The 15,934-nt window shown below is 39.0% G+C and carries 17 protein-coding genes; all 17 read right to left on the bottom strand.

Annotated features, from left to right (window positions below):
• Positions 1-43: 43 nt before the first annotated feature.
• Positions 44-1,798, bottom strand: a complete 1,755-nt coding sequence (locus K401_RS0100205; protein WP_024291067.1) for a PP2C family protein-serine/threonine phosphatase — start codon at positions 1,796-1,798, stop codon at positions 44-46.
• Positions 1,779-2,645 (bottom strand): PP2C family protein-serine/threonine phosphatase, encoded by an 867-nt coding sequence (locus K401_RS0100210; RefSeq protein ID WP_242837902.1) that lies wholly within the window; start codon positions 2,643-2,645, stop codon positions 1,779-1,781. The genes K401_RS0100205 and K401_RS0100210 overlap by 20 nt, the downstream gene beginning before the upstream one ends.
• Complete coding sequence (locus K401_RS0100215; protein WP_024291069.1) at positions 2,642-3,139, bottom strand: FHA domain-containing protein; 498 nt, start codon at positions 3,137-3,139, stop codon at positions 2,642-2,644. Before K401_RS0100215 ends, K401_RS0100210 begins: the two co-directional genes overlap by 4 nt.
• A gap of 23 nt (positions 3,140-3,162) precedes the next feature.
• Complete coding sequence (locus K401_RS0100220) at positions 3,163-3,714, bottom strand: FHA domain-containing protein (protein WP_024291070.1); 552 nt, start codon at positions 3,712-3,714, stop codon at positions 3,163-3,165.
• Between the two features lie 73 nt (positions 3,715-3,787).
• A complete protein-coding gene (locus tag K401_RS0100225; protein ID WP_024291071.1) occupies positions 3,788-5,452 on the bottom strand; it encodes a contractile injection system protein, VgrG/Pvc8 family in 1,665 nt (554 codons plus the stop codon).
• Positions 5,453-6,015: 563 nt separating this feature from the next.
• Positions 6,016-7,149 carry a pentapeptide repeat-containing protein gene (locus K401_RS0100235; RefSeq protein WP_024291073.1) on the bottom strand — a complete coding sequence of 378 codons (1,134 nt, stop codon included), beginning with the start codon at positions 7,147-7,149 and terminating at the stop codon, positions 6,016-6,018.
• A gap of 15 nt (positions 7,150-7,164) precedes the next feature.
• On the bottom strand, positions 7,165-8,592 hold the full coding sequence (locus K401_RS0100240; protein WP_024291074.1) for a phage baseplate assembly protein V: 1,428 nt from the start codon (positions 8,590-8,592) through the stop codon (positions 7,165-7,167).
• A 12-nt stretch (positions 8,593-8,604) separates the two neighbouring features.
• Positions 8,605-10,506: a PAAR-like protein gene (locus K401_RS0100245; protein WP_024291075.1), complete on the bottom strand. Its 1,902-nt coding sequence runs from the start codon at positions 10,504-10,506 to the stop codon at positions 8,605-8,607.
• 18 nt (positions 10,507-10,524) lie between these two features.
• On the bottom strand, positions 10,525-11,400 hold the full coding sequence (locus tag K401_RS0100250; RefSeq protein WP_024291076.1) for a hypothetical protein: 876 nt from the start codon (positions 11,398-11,400) through the stop codon (positions 10,525-10,527).
• Entirely contained in the window at positions 11,382-11,786 is a 405-nt protein-coding gene (locus K401_RS0100255) for a hypothetical protein (RefSeq protein ID WP_024291077.1), read from the bottom strand. Before K401_RS0100255 ends, K401_RS0100250 begins: the two co-directional genes overlap by 19 nt.
• Positions 11,787-11,789: 3 nt before the next feature.
• A complete protein-coding gene (locus tag K401_RS0100260; protein WP_024291078.1) occupies positions 11,790-12,665 on the bottom strand; it encodes a hypothetical protein in 876 nt (291 codons plus the stop codon).
• Positions 12,666-13,595: an Mbeg1-like protein gene (locus tag K401_RS0100265; RefSeq protein WP_024291079.1), complete on the bottom strand. Its 930-nt coding sequence runs from the start codon at positions 13,593-13,595 to the stop codon at positions 12,666-12,668.
• 16 nt (positions 13,596-13,611) lie between these two features.
• Positions 13,612-14,442 (bottom strand): hypothetical protein, encoded by an 831-nt coding sequence (locus tag K401_RS0100270; protein ID WP_024291080.1) that lies wholly within the window; start codon positions 14,440-14,442, stop codon positions 13,612-13,614.
• Between the two features lie 167 nt (positions 14,443-14,609).
• Positions 14,610-14,837 carry a hypothetical protein gene (locus tag K401_RS0100275; RefSeq protein ID WP_024291081.1) on the bottom strand — a complete coding sequence of 76 codons (228 nt, stop codon included), beginning with the start codon at positions 14,835-14,837 and terminating at the stop codon, positions 14,610-14,612.
• A gap of 80 nt (positions 14,838-14,917) precedes the next feature.
• Positions 14,918-15,286, bottom strand: coding sequence for a hypothetical protein (locus tag K401_RS0100280; RefSeq protein ID WP_024291082.1), 369 nt, complete (start codon positions 15,284-15,286; stop codon positions 14,918-14,920).
• An 86-nt stretch (positions 15,287-15,372) separates the two neighbouring features.
• Positions 15,373-15,606 (bottom strand): hypothetical protein, encoded by a 234-nt coding sequence (locus tag K401_RS0100285; RefSeq protein WP_156882332.1) that lies wholly within the window; start codon positions 15,604-15,606, stop codon positions 15,373-15,375.
• Positions 15,607-15,615: 9 nt separating this feature from the next.
• Positions 15,616-15,900 (bottom strand): hypothetical protein, encoded by a 285-nt coding sequence (locus K401_RS0100290; RefSeq protein WP_024291084.1) that lies wholly within the window; start codon positions 15,898-15,900, stop codon positions 15,616-15,618.
• Positions 15,901-15,934: the final 34 nt, after the last annotated feature.

Raw genomic sequence — 15,934 nt, forward strand, 5'->3', positions numbered from 1 at the left:
TCCTCACTTTGTCATGTATTTCCCATAAATGGTTTCCGGCAGCTTAACGGCCCACTCCCGGACCGTTTTTTCCAGGATCTCCATTCTCTGTTCCCGTCCCGCTGCCTGATTCGGACGTTTTCTGATCCTTTGTCTTTATTCCGGCCTTTGCTGCCGCAATCTTATCGTTGATCCCATCCGCCAGCTCGTACAGCTCCAAGCGGATATAGATCGTTTTGGCCGTCTGATAATAGGTAATGGCGCTTTCATACTTTTCCTCCGCCAGAAGTTCATTTCCCTTATTCTCCAGGTCAATGGCATTTTTCTGATCATTCAGCTTCTGCTGGTTTTCCAGCTCCCGCTTTTCCTCTTCCTCTTTTTTCATCTTTTCTTCTTCTGCCTGCTTTGACTCTTCTTCCGAATTTTTTGCCGCTTGGGATTCTTCCTTGGCTGCCGCCTCTGCAGCTTCCTGCTTCTGACTGTCTTTCTCCATTTTTTCCTCGGCCGCCGCCTGCTTTGCCAAAGCCTCTTCTTTTCCAGATGAAAAATAAAGGGCTGCCGCTTTATCTCTCGCCTGACCATAAGATTTCACGGCTCCGTCCATGTCACCGTATCCCTCTTTTTGCTGCCCTATTTCAATTAAGTCAAATACATCGATATAATCTCTTGTTTGCTTTAATCCGGCGTCTATGTATGCTTTTCCTGTATTTCCTGCCTTTACGGACAGTTCCCTGGCTTTTAAGTAAAGGTTTTGGGCCTTCTGATATTCTCCTCCCATCATAGCCTCATCCGCTAAAAGTATCTGCTCTGCCAGCTTTTTATACTGGTCCGCCTCCTTTGATTCCTCTTTTTTCTTCAAGCCATCCGCCAGCTTCTTTGCCTCTCCATAATCCTCAGAAGCTTTTAAGTAATTATCATATTTCAAATATTCCTGACCGCTGCTTAAGTATTTTTCCAGATTGTATTCCTTGTTCTTTATGCTTCTATGATGCAGATAAAGCCCAAGGCTGATCCCACCCACCACCAAAACAATGGGTATGGCAGCCATTAAAATCTTTTTAAGGGACAACTTCTTCGGAGGCTGGTAAACCTTTTCAATAAAGGTCACTGCAAGGCTGTAATTGTCCACCTCCTCTGTCTCCTGCTGTCCTAAGATCACATCCTCTGCCTGGTCCAGTATCTCCTTAGGCTCCTTGGCTTCCTTTGCAGCCTCCAGAAACTCTTCCTCGCCAAAGCTCTCCCAAGCCCCTCTTGTAAAAAGAGCAAAGATATCACCGGCTTCCAGCCCGATCTTTTTTGACACAAGGATTTCCGGCTGCCCCCGCTCTCCCAAAAAAGAATAAAGATTATTTCTTTCCTCATGGGCAGCCGCCTGATCCAGGGTGATCCTTTCTTCTTTCAGCAGATTCTCAGTCAGGGACTGATCCCTTGTCCTGACCATGATCCTGCCGTTCCGAAGCAGATAAAACCGGCTGTTTCCCACATGGCAGCAGAGTAATTTTCTGTAATCCGTGACCACCATGGTGACAGATGCCTTTAAGTGCATTCCTCCCCGTTTTTTTAAGAGCTCACGGTGAGCCTGATTCATATTGTGCTTCAGCTTCCCTGCATTCATGGTAGGTCCCTCTACAAAGCTTCGGATCAGGCTTTCCACAACAAACTTTGCACTGTTGGTCTCCAGTTCTCCATCCAGGCTGTCTGCCAGCACATAGCAGGCATAGTCATCCATTTCTGCAAATCCAAAATAATCCCGGTTCGTGAGCTTCTGCCCTTCTTCTGAGATATACTGTGTACGAAAATCAGAATTCATTCTTCTCATAAGCCACCTCCGCTCTCAGAAGCAGAACGCTCCCGTTTTCTATTTCCATCCCATTTTTCTTTTCCGACTCCATGACAATGGCGTCTGCTTTTTCCTTCAAAGTAAGATCCTTTAACAGGATATCTTCCATCTCCGCCCAGGATACCGCTTCAAAAATCCCTTTTGTAGCGAGCAGTACCACATCACCAGGCTTTAACCAGATAGGTCTTTCTCCAATCTCAATTTCATGAAATCCATCAATTCCCAGATAGTTCCACACCCGTTTTTCTTCCATGGTCCAGATGGTTTCAGGCCTTGATAAGATTCCTTCCTGATAAGCGTTTAATGCAAGCACATTAAGAGTCTGGCCTTTGCTGATGGGGATCAATTCCTGATTCCGAAACAAAGCAATCCGGATATCTCCGGCCAGACCGTAATGCATAGACCCTCCATTGACAAATACTGCTGCCAGACATGTACCTCCCCGCCGTTCCCCTATGGTCCTCTGAATTCTCTGACTTGCTTCACAAAAAGTAGTCTTAAAGAAATATTCAGGGTTATTGAGCACATGGCAGGGCTGATATCGATCCAGCAAAGTATCTACTGCAATCCTGGCACACACTTTTCCTGTATTTGCTTTTCCAATCCCATCAGCCAAAATTGCCAGGGTCCCTGCGCTGCTTGTTTGGATTCCCGCCAGATCCGCCTGGATCTCCTTACAGCCGGTGGTCTGGCTGACGGCAGTTTCATCTGAAGGTTCTCTTTTTCTATTTTCTTCTATCCTTATATCTGCGGCCGCCAGAACCAGCCGGCCTAGCACAGAGGCCGACAGCATGATCCCAAGACCTCCCATGATCATCACAGTCATTTTTTATCATTCCATTCAAAATTTTCTCCGCATAAAGGGGCAAATAAAAACCGGCTTTTCCCCAGCTCAATCACATCATAAGGTTTTAATTCCGTAGGCACATAAACTGCCTCATCATTCAGATAGGCAAGCCCTGCCGCATCCCCCGGAAGGATGACTGTATTCCTCTTTTTCTCATCATAAACAATGATGGTGTGGTTTTTCCGGTTGATTTCATTGTCTCCTAAAATTTGTATATCCATGTCATCACCACGGCCTATAAAGTTCTTTCCGCTGTGGATCTTATAATCCATTCCAACCCTTGCACCAGAGATACATACGATCCATCCGCAGACAGGCCGGACCTCTTCCTGCAAAACTTCCATAGAAGGCTCAAAGCCCACCGGTTTCTTCTCTTCTGTCTCCTCTTTCAGCTTCATCTGACAATAGGGACATATCTTACCATAACGTCTTGCATTATAAACATGTCCATTGGGGCATCTTACTAAGCTCATATTCCAATCTCCTATCTATGTATTTATGTTAATAAAAGGCGAGTACTGGCAATGTAAATCACATCTCCCGCCAAAATTTTACATGGCCTTCCGGTCACCTGATAACAGATGCCATCCTCTGCCTTCATGATTCTTACACCGTTTTGTGAACCTAAATCTTCCAAATACCAGGAATCCAGGCAGTAATTCAGTACTGCATGCTGGTTGTCAATGAAGGCACTGTACTCGCAGTCCTCCAAATCTACATCCACATCCTCTTCTTCATTTTTCTTTCCTACGATAAGGGCTGTTTTTCCTGTTAAATCCCAAGATTTCAAAGGTTTATCATGCTCGTCCAAAAGCATGAGCTGAGTGGCCCTGACCGCCTCCGGGAATCCTTCCGGTTGTTTCATTTCCCTGACCTCCTTTTCCCTTATCCGGCCAAACAGATCAACGGCGGCTGCAAGCCCGGCAAAAAACATCACCCCGATCCACAACCAGTCGTTTCCCTTAGAAAAAAGGCCAATAATTAAAAATATTGCGCAAATCAGGATGGTGATATCCAATCCTATTTTCATCTTTCTTCTGCTCTCCATGCTTTATCTGGTGTCCTCCTTATTTTCTCATACCTGGCTCTTGATGATCTCCTGTGTTTTATCTGTCTCATCTTCACCTCCCCTTTGTCCCATTGCGGTTCTCTCCATAGGAAAAGGAGCTAAACAGCCGATCATCATTGTGAAACAGGCCTGCCTTTATAGGATTTTGCTCTTCCGAATCCAATGGTCCCTCTGCAGTAATATTTGTTCCGATAAAATGATCCATTATTTTTCCTGCACCAGTATAGTCTTGCCTTCCGGTAAGGGTCTGAGAAATAAATGCTGTTCCCGCAAGCGCCATAGCAACATCTCTTACTTCAGCCGCATTTCCCTTTCCTTTTTCTTCTTCAAACTTATCCTTACTGCTTTCCCCTGTTTTTCTGTATATTACATTCCCCATACATCTGCACTCAATATTTCCGGATTCATCCATTTCAATTGTATTATTACCGGTTGTTCCTGCTTTCATCTGAATTCCTTTTCCAGCTTTTATCTGCAAATGGTCAAACTCTTTTTCCAGTATAATGTCTTTAGAAGCCGATAATTTCATAGAACCGGAAGATTCCATTTGCAGGACTCCATCTGAAGTCAGCCGTATTGTGGTATTCTCTCCTGTTGTTGAAAATAAAACGTTTTTTTCATTCATTTGGAATCCGTTCCCCATCTCATGGCCAATGGACTGAACACGAATCGGCAGACCTGATGTCTCTTTCTGGTCCTGCCTGATCACAGACATTACAAACCCATTTTGCTCTTCCTCGTCCGGAAAATAAACTTCTGCCTTTGCTCCGGGATCAGACATGTAATACCCAAGTTTATTATTTTGTCCTGCTTCAAACGAAAAGTAAGGCATAAGAGCACCTGATATTTCTTCCATTGGAAAATGAAGCTTAAGCTGATTTCTCTGTACTTCCAGAACCTCTGCCCACATTCTTGTATGAGCGATCTGTCTGTTTGGTATATAAGGAGACTCTGATTCCCTGTGACAGACCAACTCCACGTGATACTGAACCTCTTCCTTCTCAGTGAGCAGCTGAACCGATTTCACATAGTAATTCTTATTCTGGTTCCTCACTGTTTCTCCCACTTCATACTTTCCACAGGAATTACTCCAAATTGTTTCCTGCTTCTTTAAAATATCCAGTATCCTTTTCTCTGGTTGTCCTTCCATATTGCGAATAGATTCTCCAAACGGTCTACCAAACGAAATTTGAATTTCTTTAGAAGAAGGATTCGGATAAATTCCTTCCTTAAAATGAGATGCAAGGCGTTTCATGAATTCCCAGTCTGTCTCTTCATACTGTATGAGAAAATGAGGAATTTTCCGATTACCTGACAACCTGTCAGTGACTGAAGCATTGGGATATGCTTTTAATACCGTTTCCAAAACTTCTTGATAAGTCATCTCTAAATTCTGAAAAATCCTTCTTCGCTTTGTTAAATCCATCTGATAAGAAAAAGAGGCTGCATTCAAAAGAAACATTCCGACTTCTCCTTTTTCTTCCATATGTAATTTGGTTATAAGTCCACAAAAAATCAGGCATTTATCTTGATCTTTCACTACTATTTTTTTATTTTCATCTGTCTGCAAAATTGTTTTTTGATGATTATTTTCTTCACATATCCCACGTAAAATCAAGCTGGCATGTTGATTTATTTCTTTTAAAATACATAAATCGTAAATATGAAGCAATTCCAATTCTATCGTTACTTCCAATCCTTTATATTCATAATCCATCCTATCCCTCCAAACAGACTTTTTTCATGCATATCCCGGTAAACGGCCTGCGCAATATACTCTCCACCACATCAAAATGAACGACAATCCGGTTTTCTCTTATCCCTGATATATAAAAAATCTTTCTGTTTCCAATTTTCTTTTTATCCAAAACCAGTTTTTTCAAAGAATGATCTGGATAGAATTTTGCTGACTTACCAAGGCAGTCTGCTTCTTCCAACGCACAAAGCCAATAAACCTCCTGTCTCTTGTGAACCAGATCACTCAATATTGTGCAGTTATAGTGTATTCTGGATTCATAACTGAAAAATACTGTTTTCAGCCTGTCTGAAATGAATAACAGAGGTGTTTCTATCAAATCAGGATAATAGATTTCCTCCCCGCTTTTTACCCTAAGATTAAAGCTTTTTTCCTGAAAAGGCACGTTCTGAAAATCCAGCCGTAGCTTCCTGTTTATCGTGCAAATAGACCGTAGTTCTGGAGGAAAGTGGGCTTTCTCAAAAGAAACTGTATTGTGATATGACTCTTCCTGTGACAATATGTAATATTCCATGGGATCACTCCTAATCGTAAATCTGAATACTGTTTCTTTGTTCCTCTGTAAGTTCTATTTGATTCAATGATTTTCTTCTGAATTTTGCTCCGTTTAATCTGGTATTTTGAAATACTGTAGATTGAAGCACTGATGTCCTGAAATCTGCTCCACTGAAATCTGCTTCCGAAAAATTTACATATTCCAGATTTGCATTGGTAAAATCCACCCCCACCAGGCTTAACAAATTGCGGTTAAACAAACCTGGTTTCGTGACCGGCGCCATGGCTCTTCTGAAATTTGCTCCAGACAAATCACTGTCTGAAAAATCTGCTTCAAACAGCAGTGCATCTTTCCACAACGTTTTTTTTAAGTTGCAGTGGTAAAATCCTGCTTTTATGAAATAAGACTCACTTAAATCAGAACCGGAAAAATCCATATGATAAAAATTACTTTTCGTTCCGTTCATTCCTTTTAGTTTAAGGCCCTGCCATTGAAGATTTTTATAGTTTCTGCCATAAATTCCTATCTCTGTCATTTCCTCAGTCTCCATGAGTTTTCTCAAATCCAGGTCATTCTCCAGTCCATTCTCTTCTAAATATACTTCGTCAAAAATTCCCCTGTATTCGCCAACAGTCACACAAAACCGCCCTGCCTGGGATAATACCGGTGAAAGGTCAATCTTCTTTTTTCTGATGGCGAACCTGGTAAGTTCTGTTATGTATTGGGTTATCCATGGTATATATTCTGTTTGAAGAATTTCCTGTATATCGCCTTCTTTAATTATATTTTTAAAATCTTTTAACGAGGAGCATAGATGTTTTTCCATCTCCCACAAAAAATCAAAAAGAACGCTGGCATCCCATTCCACCCATAACGCATTGGAATCCAGATAAAATGATTCATTAAATGCATAAATTCTTACTCGCCCATCCCTTTGAAGGAATCTGCTTCTTAACACACACAAGCTGATGCTGAATATATTCTGTTCCAGACGCTTTTTTTCTTCCAGACGCTTCCACAACTGCCTGAATGCCGCCTGAAGTCCTTCACACAATAGCTCCAGGTTTTCATTACAGTAAGTGTCCAACTCCATCATTCTTTCAGTACCTTCCGGAAGGACATAACCATACTTAAACGTTTCTAATAATTTTTCCCGTTCCATTCATATCCCCTGTATTTAATTGGTATACACCTTGTTACCTTTCAATTCTATGACACCCTTCTTACTGATATTGATTTCCCCTTTTCCTCCGCAGATCATATGAATGCTGTCTGATGCATGAACCTTTACCTGATTTCCTGCTTCCATAACAATATCTCCTTCGGAACGCAAAATGATTTTAGAACTGGCAGAAAAAGTTAATGTCCCATCCCGGTCCAATGTCGCAATGCTGGCTCCATTTGCTGAAATACTCACCTGTTCCGGTGTCCAGCACAGTTCCATCCCCTGCGGATTTCGGATATACCGCCTTTGGTAATCTTCCATCTGATCTGCTTCCCCGGGCTGTGGCTGGTATTCACTTACAGAACTGGAAGCATAAGCATTCTTTTCATCAGAATCCGGGAATATTATCCTTACCTTATCTCCTTTCTCCGGCATACAGTACCAGCCGCTTCCATCTTTCGATGCATATACTGTAGAATAAGGAAACCAGCAGCTTCCCTGTGCATTCTGTACCCCAGCTTCTCCCTGAATATTAATTTTTACCAGATCCCGTTTTACTTCTTCCACTGTCCCCTTTACCGCTTTTCCCGATAACTTTTCATTATACTTTTTTTCCTGGGCCAATCCTTCTTTTACGCATAGTTCACAATCATGAACCAGAACTGCCTGCTCCAGAACGGTATGTACTGATTTTACATACAGGCTCTGCCCCTGGCAGTTTATTTCCTCTCCCAGTTCTACCCATTCATCCATCCGGATTGCATAGGTAATATAGCTTGTATCAGAAACAGCGGGTGTTAAAACTTCCAACGCTTTTTTATAAGCTTTTAGGTCCTTTGTTATCTGATATTCTCCCAGATACTTTTCCACAGCCACATATTGCTCAGGAATCCCTATGTAATAAGCCGGGTGCCCTGAAATGCAGTCTGCCAGAATCCCCTGATTTTGGCGCGAAGCAAGACGCTTTAAAAATTCCCAGTCCGTTTCCTGATACTGCATAAAAAACTGGCCGGTCTTTGCCTGATATTCTTTACGGATAATTGTATCCGCATTTTTATATTCTGATGTGATAGTCCGGAAAATACCCTCATAGGGGGCTTCCACGTTATGAAACGGTCTTGTTTTAGGAGCCATGTCCAGAAGGATTGTATGGGAATACGCCTGTACCCGAAGGTTATAGCATTCTCCCTGATGATTTATTTCCGCCAGTGTAAGCAATCCCCGAAAAAGAACTTGTCCTTTTTCATGCTTTACAATCAATTCGGTTCCAAACTCCAGACCATGATCATACTGTTTCTTTTCTTCTTCACTGATTCTTCCAACTGCCTCAAAAAATATGTGTTCGTTTATGTTTCTATGTATCTGCAACTCGTTTATTTCTATAAAATGAACCGGTTCTATCCTGATTTCGCCATTGCTGATCAATCCAATTTTTTCCACGTTTTCTCCTTTCTACTTCCCCTGTACCTGTTTCCAGAGATAGTCTTGAATATAATTGTCCTTTGCCTGTTCCAACTGCTGAATTGCCTCATCCAAGGCTTCACCAACCTTTACGATGCCGCTTTCAATTCCATTTTTAAGGCCTATGCAGCCGTTCATCAGAGTTTCTCCCATATCAATGCCTAAATCAATCTGATTTTTTATATTATTTCTCACTTTTTTCGGTGTCAGAATAATCCTGTCTATTTCACCTTTTAGCCCACTGGTATAAATGGCTGCCACTTTTTGAAGTGCCTTTGGAGTCTGCTCCCATTTCTTTGAAATGCTTTCTTCCAGAGACATTTTTTCTATATCACTCATAATTATCTGTCCATTGTGGGCCACTGTGATAATTCCTCCTTTTAAACATGGTAACATTGACTTCTTTAGTACGGCAGGCACCTCCTGCCCTTCCACATCCACTATGATACTGGGATCAGTAATCACCCATTCCCGGCATATCTCCGGCTTGCATGTTACTGTTCCAGCTGATTCCAGAGTTTTTTTATCTGTCTCCGGATTTTTCAATACCGATTCAATCTCATCTACTGCACATAACATACACTCTGCGTTTTCTATGAGAATGTTCGTCCCTGCCTTATTGTCTTTTTTCGAAGCGACAGCTTTGCCCTGAATGATATTTGAATGATCCTCAATGTTTTTTAATTCCCCTATATTGTTACAGCCGTCACACGTCAGTATGGCTCCTTCTACCACAAAGCTGGTGGGGTCCTGATCCAACTTGAATTTCGAGAAATCCACACGGTACAATTCGGTCAAACGTTGACACATTTCATCTTCCCTGCTTTTTTTTACTTTTGCATAAACTTCCTCCGCTCTCAGAACTGCTTCCCATCTCTCATTCGACCACTCTGTTTCTTTCTGCCCTATATCGCTTTCATTCGTATACATCAGCCCAGCAACTTTTTTTGCTATTTTTAATTTCAAGGATTCCGGCAATGCGTCCAGCCCATTCCACATGGATATTTGATTTGCTATCCTGGCAGGAACAAAGGTACGGTTCATCAATGTCAGGCCCGTTTTAAGAAAGTAATTCGATTTATGAGTATGAAAAAAATACATCTTAAAATCAAATCCTGCTTCCGGAAGATCGGCATTATAATAATCCACTCCCGAATCAAAGTAAATCGTGTTTTTATCGCTCCCGGTTTTCGTAAAAATCTGGCTGACCGCATCACGAAATTCATTGATGTTGTAAATAATACTTTTACAAAACTTCTGTTTTCTTTCACCAATCTGATTCAGGAATGTTTTGGAAGCTCCCTGCCCATCATAAGAATAAACCTTGTCAACCATTCCCTCCGGAAGTAAGTAGGCACAGGAGGCCGCCATGTTGCCTCCTTTTGAATGTCCTGCCAGTGTCACATGATCCAGACCGGAGTTTGCAACATATTTTGCCGCTTCTCTTTGCGATGGCGTTTGGGTTGAAAACATGGCGGCCGAGTTGTCTCCCCATTGGTAATCTCCAGCTGTTCCTCGAAATACAATGATTGGTTTTACTTTTTTTTCAGGATCTTTTTCAGGATCTTCAAGTGTCATGGCTCGAAAATTAGTATCTTCGTTGTCTGTAATATCTTTGATTTCCATCCTCATTAAGGTATCAGAAGCTCTTATCTGCTCTATGACATCTAAGAATTCTTCTCTAGTCATTTCTCCGCCGTATTTTATGTTTCCTTCTTTATCTCTTGTTAGATCAGGTGAATGGGTTTTCACACTTTCTTCCATTTCATCTATTAAATCTGCTACAGTATTTACGTTCTTTTTATCTTGTATTGTGTTCCAATTTTTATTCATAGAAGTTCCATAAATTAAGCTTACTAATCTTGCACTCTCTTTTTCATCCAGATTTTTCATTTATATTCTCCGTATCCTCTATGACATAGTATCAAAATCTTCTATACGAAATAAAAGCTTGAACTTTTCTCTCCAAGAATCAAATCCTTTAACTTTTAAAAAGTGGAGATTCTCCGTTTTCTCTTCATATAAATTAATAAAATCTTCTGCTACTTCAGCTTTAAAGCATAATAAATAAATACTTACTTTCCCATCATATTTCTCACAAAACGCTTTTGTTACAGAATATAAATCTTCTTGTAAATCAGCATCTTCACTTTCTCCATTTACAATTAAATTAACCCATAAATCTATCTTTTCACCGCTATTATATTCTGAAAAATATTGTTCCAATGAAGAATCTTTATTTATATCATCATCAAACCTTAAATCTTCAACTGTACTAATGATCCATTTACGTTCATCCGGAATCTTTTCCGCCATTCTCGTATCAAAATACTCTCTTACTTTCTCTTTTAAAAACTTCCAGGAATAGCTATCCTGAATCTCTTTCACATTATTGATATCCAGACGTTTCTCCAATGATTCCCGATAAACATATACACGAAATTTAAAATCCATATCACTTTCTGCATAAGCGATACAATATCTTGGAAAACCACTTTCTCCGCCAACACTGCCTCCGGGAACAGGGGAACCCTGTGTGGTAGTATGCCATGCAGAACCATAACGAGGCTCTACTATTATAAAGCGCTCTCCATACTTATTTTCCAAATGCCTTTCCACCATCTGGTTTAGTTCTTCTTCTATTTCACTTTCACTTTTTTCAGGTATTGCCTTACGCCTGTCTGGACTGTAAAAAAATATTATAAAAATAATCCAGCCACTAATTCCAAAAATCAACATCATTATTGTTTCACGTTTCACTCTACTTTTCATGGAATCCTTATCCATCCCACACCTTCTTCCCCTACAATACAATGATTGGTTTTAATTTTTTCAGGATCTTCAAGTGTCATGGCTCGAAAATTCGTATCTTCGTTGTCTGTAATATCTTTGATTTCCATCCTCATTAAGGTATCAGAAGCTCTTATCTGCTCTATGACATCTAAGAATTCTTCTCTGGTCATTTCTCCGCCGTATTTTATGTTTCCTTCTTTATCTCTTGTTAGATCAGGCGAATAATTTTTTATACTTTCTTCTATTTTATCTATTAAATCTGCTATCGTCTTATCTTCCACCTCATCGTCCGCTTTTAACGACTCCCAGTTTACATCCATTGAAGTTCCATAAATTAAACTAGCCAATTTTGCGCTCTCTTTTTCATCCAAATTCTTCATTTTTTATACTCCATTTTCTCTATACATAGTATCAAAATCTTTTATACTAAATAAATATTCTAATTTTTCCCGCCAAGTATCAAACTTTCCTTCTCCTGAAAATTTAAGATTTTCCTCTTCTGTTCCGTCCATATTTATAAAGTCTTCTGCTTTTTTCACCTTAAAACAGGAAATTTTAATAGCTACCTCCTCATCATATTCTTCATAAAATTCTTTTGTCACCGCATACAGAGCATTTTGTAAAATATCGCTTTCACTTTCTCCATTTACAATTAATGTTATCCATAAAGTTACCTTATTAACTTTGTTATATTGCAAAAAATATTTTTCTATGGGAGAATCTTCGTTTATAGATTCACCAAATCTAATACTTCCTAATGTACTAATTATCCATTTACGTTCATCTGGAATCATTTCCCCCATTCTCGTATCAAAATACTCTCTTACTTTCTCTTTTAAAAACTTCCAGGAATAGCTATCCTGAATCTCTTTCACATTATTGATATCCAGACGTTTCTCCAATGATTCCCGATAAACATATACACGAAATTTAAAATCCATATCACTTTCTGCATAAGCGATACAATATCTTGGAAAACCACTTTCTCCGCCAACACTGCCTCCGGGAACAGGGGAACCCTGTGTGGTAGTATGCCATGCAGAACCATAACGAGGCTTTACTATTATAAAGCGCTCTCCATACTTATTTTCCAAATGCCTTTCCACCATCTGGTTTAGTTCTACTTCTATTTCACTTTCACTTTTTTCAGGTATTGCCTTATGCCTGTCTGGACTGTAAAAAAATATTGTTATTGCGAGAATAAATACACCAATAATCATAATAATAATGATTGCACTTTTTATTCCATTACTTCTCATCTATTTACCCCAGCCATTCTTTTCTGAAAAAACAATTCTCACATCATTTCTAAGATTCCGATAATGCGTCCAGCCCATTCCAAATGGATATCTGATTTGCAATCCTGAAGGAACAAAAGTACGGTCCGCCAGTGTTACTCCCGGTTTGATAAAATAATTCGGTTTATGTACATGGAAGAAATACATTTTTAAATTAAATCCATCTCCCAAAAGGTCAGCATTATAACACTCCACTCCCCAATCAAAGTAAATCGTATTTTTATCGCTCCTGGTTTTCGTAAAAATCTGGCTGACCATATCCCGGTATTCGTTGATGTTATGAACAAGGTTCAAGGCAACGTTCTGTTTCCATCCACTGATTTGACTTAAAAAAGTCTTAGACAGACCCTGACCATCACAGGAATTAACCTTATCCACCATTCCAGGCGGAAGTGCATATGCACAGGCGGCAGCCAGGTTTCCTCCCTTGGAATGACCAACCAACGTTACATGATCATGTCCTGAATTGGCAACATATTTGGTCGCCTCTCTTTGGGACGGTGTCATAGAGGAAAACATGGCGGCAAAGTTATCTCCCCAGCCATAATTTCCAGCGGTTCCCCGAAATACGATGGTTGGTTTTACTTCGTTTTCCGGATCAACTAATGTCATGGCACGAAAATCTGTTTCCTCATTATTTTCAAAGTTTTCAATCTTCATCCGCATTAATACTTCGGAAGATTTGATCTGGTCGAGCTTTTTCTGATATTCTGCCCTGGTCATTTGTTCGCCTATTTTATATGATGGTAATGTTTGAATCTTGTCTTCCATTGCTTTTACGAATTCCGCCATATTTTCAGGTTCTTTAGTCTTATATACGTTCTCCATCTCCCCCCCCCCGTATATAAAAGAAGCAAGATTGGCCCCATCATATTCATCAATACTGCTCATGCTACTTTCCCCCTTTTTAATAAGAAAAATCTTCTATTCTAAATAATATCTCTAAATCCAATCCCCATTTACTTTTGCAAAAAGAAGAAACTGTTTCTTTTCTTGTAAATCCTATATCGTCCATTGTTTTTTCATTAAAAATTCTTAAATCATCTTCTGTTTTATAACAAATCAAATAAAATTTTATTGTTCCATTATACTTTTCGTAGTTCTCTTTCAATACTTTATATAATTTATCTTTTAATAAATCTATATCATTATCTATAATTAAGTATAAATATACCTCTATTTTATTTCCATCAGCGTTTCTAATATAGGATTCTATTGACGAATCTCGTTGAATATCATCGTCAAAAACAGTATCAAAATCTGCATTGACAACCAATTTATATTCCAGGGGGATCGCCTTGTCTACTCCTATTTCAAGATCTTTTCTTATCTGTTCCCTGAGAAACTTCCAGCAATAACCATCCCTAATTTCCCCCACATTATTCACCTCACGCTCCTTTCCAATTACTTTCGGGTAGACATACACGCGAAAACCAAACCCTAGGTCACTTTCCGCATAAGCAATACAATACCATGGATCGCCTGTATCCTTCGGGAATGGAAGCGGGTCGCCTGCAGCTGTCCCATGCCACCCTTCCTCTACAATAAACCTCTCCCCATATTTATCCTCAAGATGCTTTTCTACCATTTGCCTCAATTCCTCTTGCCTTATTTCGTCCTTTTCGTCGTCGCTCAACCGCTTTTTATCCGAACCAAAGGAAAATATTGCACATGTAAGAATAAAACCACTGATTATCAATCCACATATAATTGCAATCTTTACTCCATTGTTCAACATTTTATTCACCCCTTACCAGCCTCTCTTAAAAATCAGTTCTCACCTTTCACAGTTGTAATAAACTTATAATTTTAGGTATCTTCCCTAAAATAAGTTCTCCGTGTTTTTATCACTCCCGGTTTTCATAAAAATCTGGCTGACCGCATCACGAAATTCAATGATTGATTTTACTTTTTTTCAGGATCTTTTTCAGGATCTTCAAGTGTCATGGCTCGAAAATTCGTATCTTCGTTGTCTGTAATATCTTTGATTTCCATCCTCATTAAGGTATCAGAAGCTCTTATCTGCTCTATGACATCTAAGAATTCTTCTTTGGTCATTTCTCCACCGTATATTATGTTTCCTTCTTTATCTCTTGTTAAATCTTTTGAATAGGTTTTCACACTTTCTTCCATTTCATCTATTAAATCTGCTACAGTATTTACGTTTCACTCTACCTTTAATGGAATCCTTATCCATCCCACATCTTCTTCCCCTACAATACAATGATTGGTTTTACTTTATTTTCAGGATCTTTTTCAGGATCTTCAAGTGTTATGACTCGAAAATTCGTATCTTTGTTGTCTGTAATATCTTTGATTTCCATCCTCATTAAGGTTTCAGAGGATTTGATCTGGTCTATGACATCTAAGAATTTCTCTTTGGTCATTTCTCCGCCATATATTATATTTCCATCTTTATCTCTTTTGAAATATTTAGAATCGGTCTTCACACTTTCTTCCATTACATTAACTAAATTTTCTACAGTTTTCTCACCCTCCATACTATACCAATCTGCGCCCATAGCAGTTCCATAAATCAAACTCGTTTGTTTTGCAGCATCTTTATCTTCAATCGTATTCATTATTAACTTCCTCCAAATCATTATAATCTTCTAAATCATCATTGATAAAATTATATATTGTTTCTTTACCAGTTCTAGTATCAATCTCAATCCCAAATTTTTTTCATCTTTAAATCCCATATTGGATTTTGCCAAGTTTCCCATTTTCTATCATGCCCGGCAAAATGTCCATTTTCTTCTTTAACTACATTAATTGAATCAAAATCATCATTATTATTTACAGTATAATAGTCAAAACTTATTTCAAATTCATTTTCAATCTTTTTAAAATGAGCAATTAATTGTAAAAAATACTTTTGTTTTTTTTTCTGATTCATCATTACTGACTTTTACAAATATAAACATTTAATATTGGGACTAAATTTAGCAAGTCTAAGATAATCTTTTACAGTTGAATTTGCTGTTAGTTGACTATTAAAATCATCTCCGCTCGTTCTGATAAATAATTTATACTCTCTATCTAATATTTTTCCCGATTTTTCCTTCATTGCCTCTTTAATTTTTTCTTTTATATACTTCCAACAATAACCATCCTGAATCTCTTTCACATTGTTAATATCCAGACTTTTTTCCAATGATTCAGGATAAACATATACATGAAAACTAAAATCCATATCACTTTCTGTTCCCCATCCTACTCATGGAAAT

Origin of the sequence: Lacrimispora indolis DSM 755 (assembly GCF_000526995.1) — a bacterium.
GTDB lineage: Bacteria > Bacillota > Clostridia > Lachnospirales > Lachnospiraceae > Lacrimispora > Lacrimispora indolis.

Excerpts from the sequence above, each read along its gene's own strand:
- K401_RS0100205 (WP_024291067.1), bottom strand. The coding sequence starts at position 1,798 with ATGAGAAGAATGAATTCTGATTTTCGTACACAGTATATCTCAGAAGAA.
- K401_RS0100255 (WP_024291077.1), bottom strand. The coding sequence starts at position 11,786 with ATGAAGAATTTGGATGAAAAAGAGAGCGCAAAATTGGCTAGTTTAATT.
- K401_RS0100245 (WP_024291075.1), bottom strand. The coding sequence starts at position 10,506 with ATGAAAAATCTGGATGAAAAAGAGAGTGCAAGATTAGTAAGCTTAATT.
- K401_RS0100260 (WP_024291078.1), bottom strand. The coding sequence starts at position 12,665 with ATGAGAAGTAATGGAATAAAAAGTGCAATCATTATTATTATGATTATT.
- K401_RS0100220 (WP_024291070.1), bottom strand. The coding sequence starts at position 3,714 with ATGGAGAGCAGAAGAAAGATGAAAATAGGATTGGATATCACCATCCTG.
- K401_RS0100215 (WP_024291069.1), bottom strand. The coding sequence starts at position 3,139 with ATGAGCTTAGTAAGATGCCCCAATGGACATGTTTATAATGCAAGACGT.
- K401_RS0100280 (WP_024291082.1), bottom strand. The coding sequence starts at position 15,286 with ATGAATACGATTGAAGATAAAGATGCTGCAAAACAAACGAGTTTGATT.
- K401_RS0100210 (WP_242837902.1), bottom strand. The coding sequence starts at position 2,645 with ATGACTGTGATGATCATGGGAGGTCTTGGGATCATGCTGTCGGCCTCT.
- K401_RS0100275 (WP_024291081.1), bottom strand. The coding sequence starts at position 14,837 with ATGGAAGAAAGTGTGAAAACCTATTCAAAAGATTTAACAAGAGATAAA.
- K401_RS0100270 (WP_024291080.1), bottom strand. The coding sequence starts at position 14,442 with ATGTTGAACAATGGAGTAAAGATTGCAATTATATGTGGATTGATAATC.
- K401_RS0100225 (WP_024291071.1), bottom strand. The coding sequence starts at position 5,452 with ATGGATTATGAATATAAAGGATTGGAAGTAACGATAGAATTGGAATTG.
- K401_RS0100235 (WP_024291073.1), bottom strand. The coding sequence starts at position 7,149 with ATGGAACGGGAAAAATTATTAGAAACGTTTAAGTATGGTTATGTCCTT.
- K401_RS0100250 (WP_024291076.1), bottom strand. The coding sequence starts at position 11,400 with ATGGATAAGGATTCCATGAAAAGTAGAGTGAAACGTGAAACAATAATG.
- K401_RS0100285 (WP_156882332.1), bottom strand. The coding sequence starts at position 15,606 with ATGATGAATCAGAAAAAAAAACAAAAGTATTTTTTACAATTAATTGCT.
- K401_RS0100290 (WP_024291084.1), bottom strand. The coding sequence starts at position 15,900 with ATGGATTTTAGTTTTCATGTATATGTTTATCCTGAATCATTGGAAAAA.
- K401_RS0100265 (WP_024291079.1), bottom strand. The coding sequence starts at position 13,595 with ATGAGCAGTATTGATGAATATGATGGGGCCAATCTTGCTTCTTTTATA.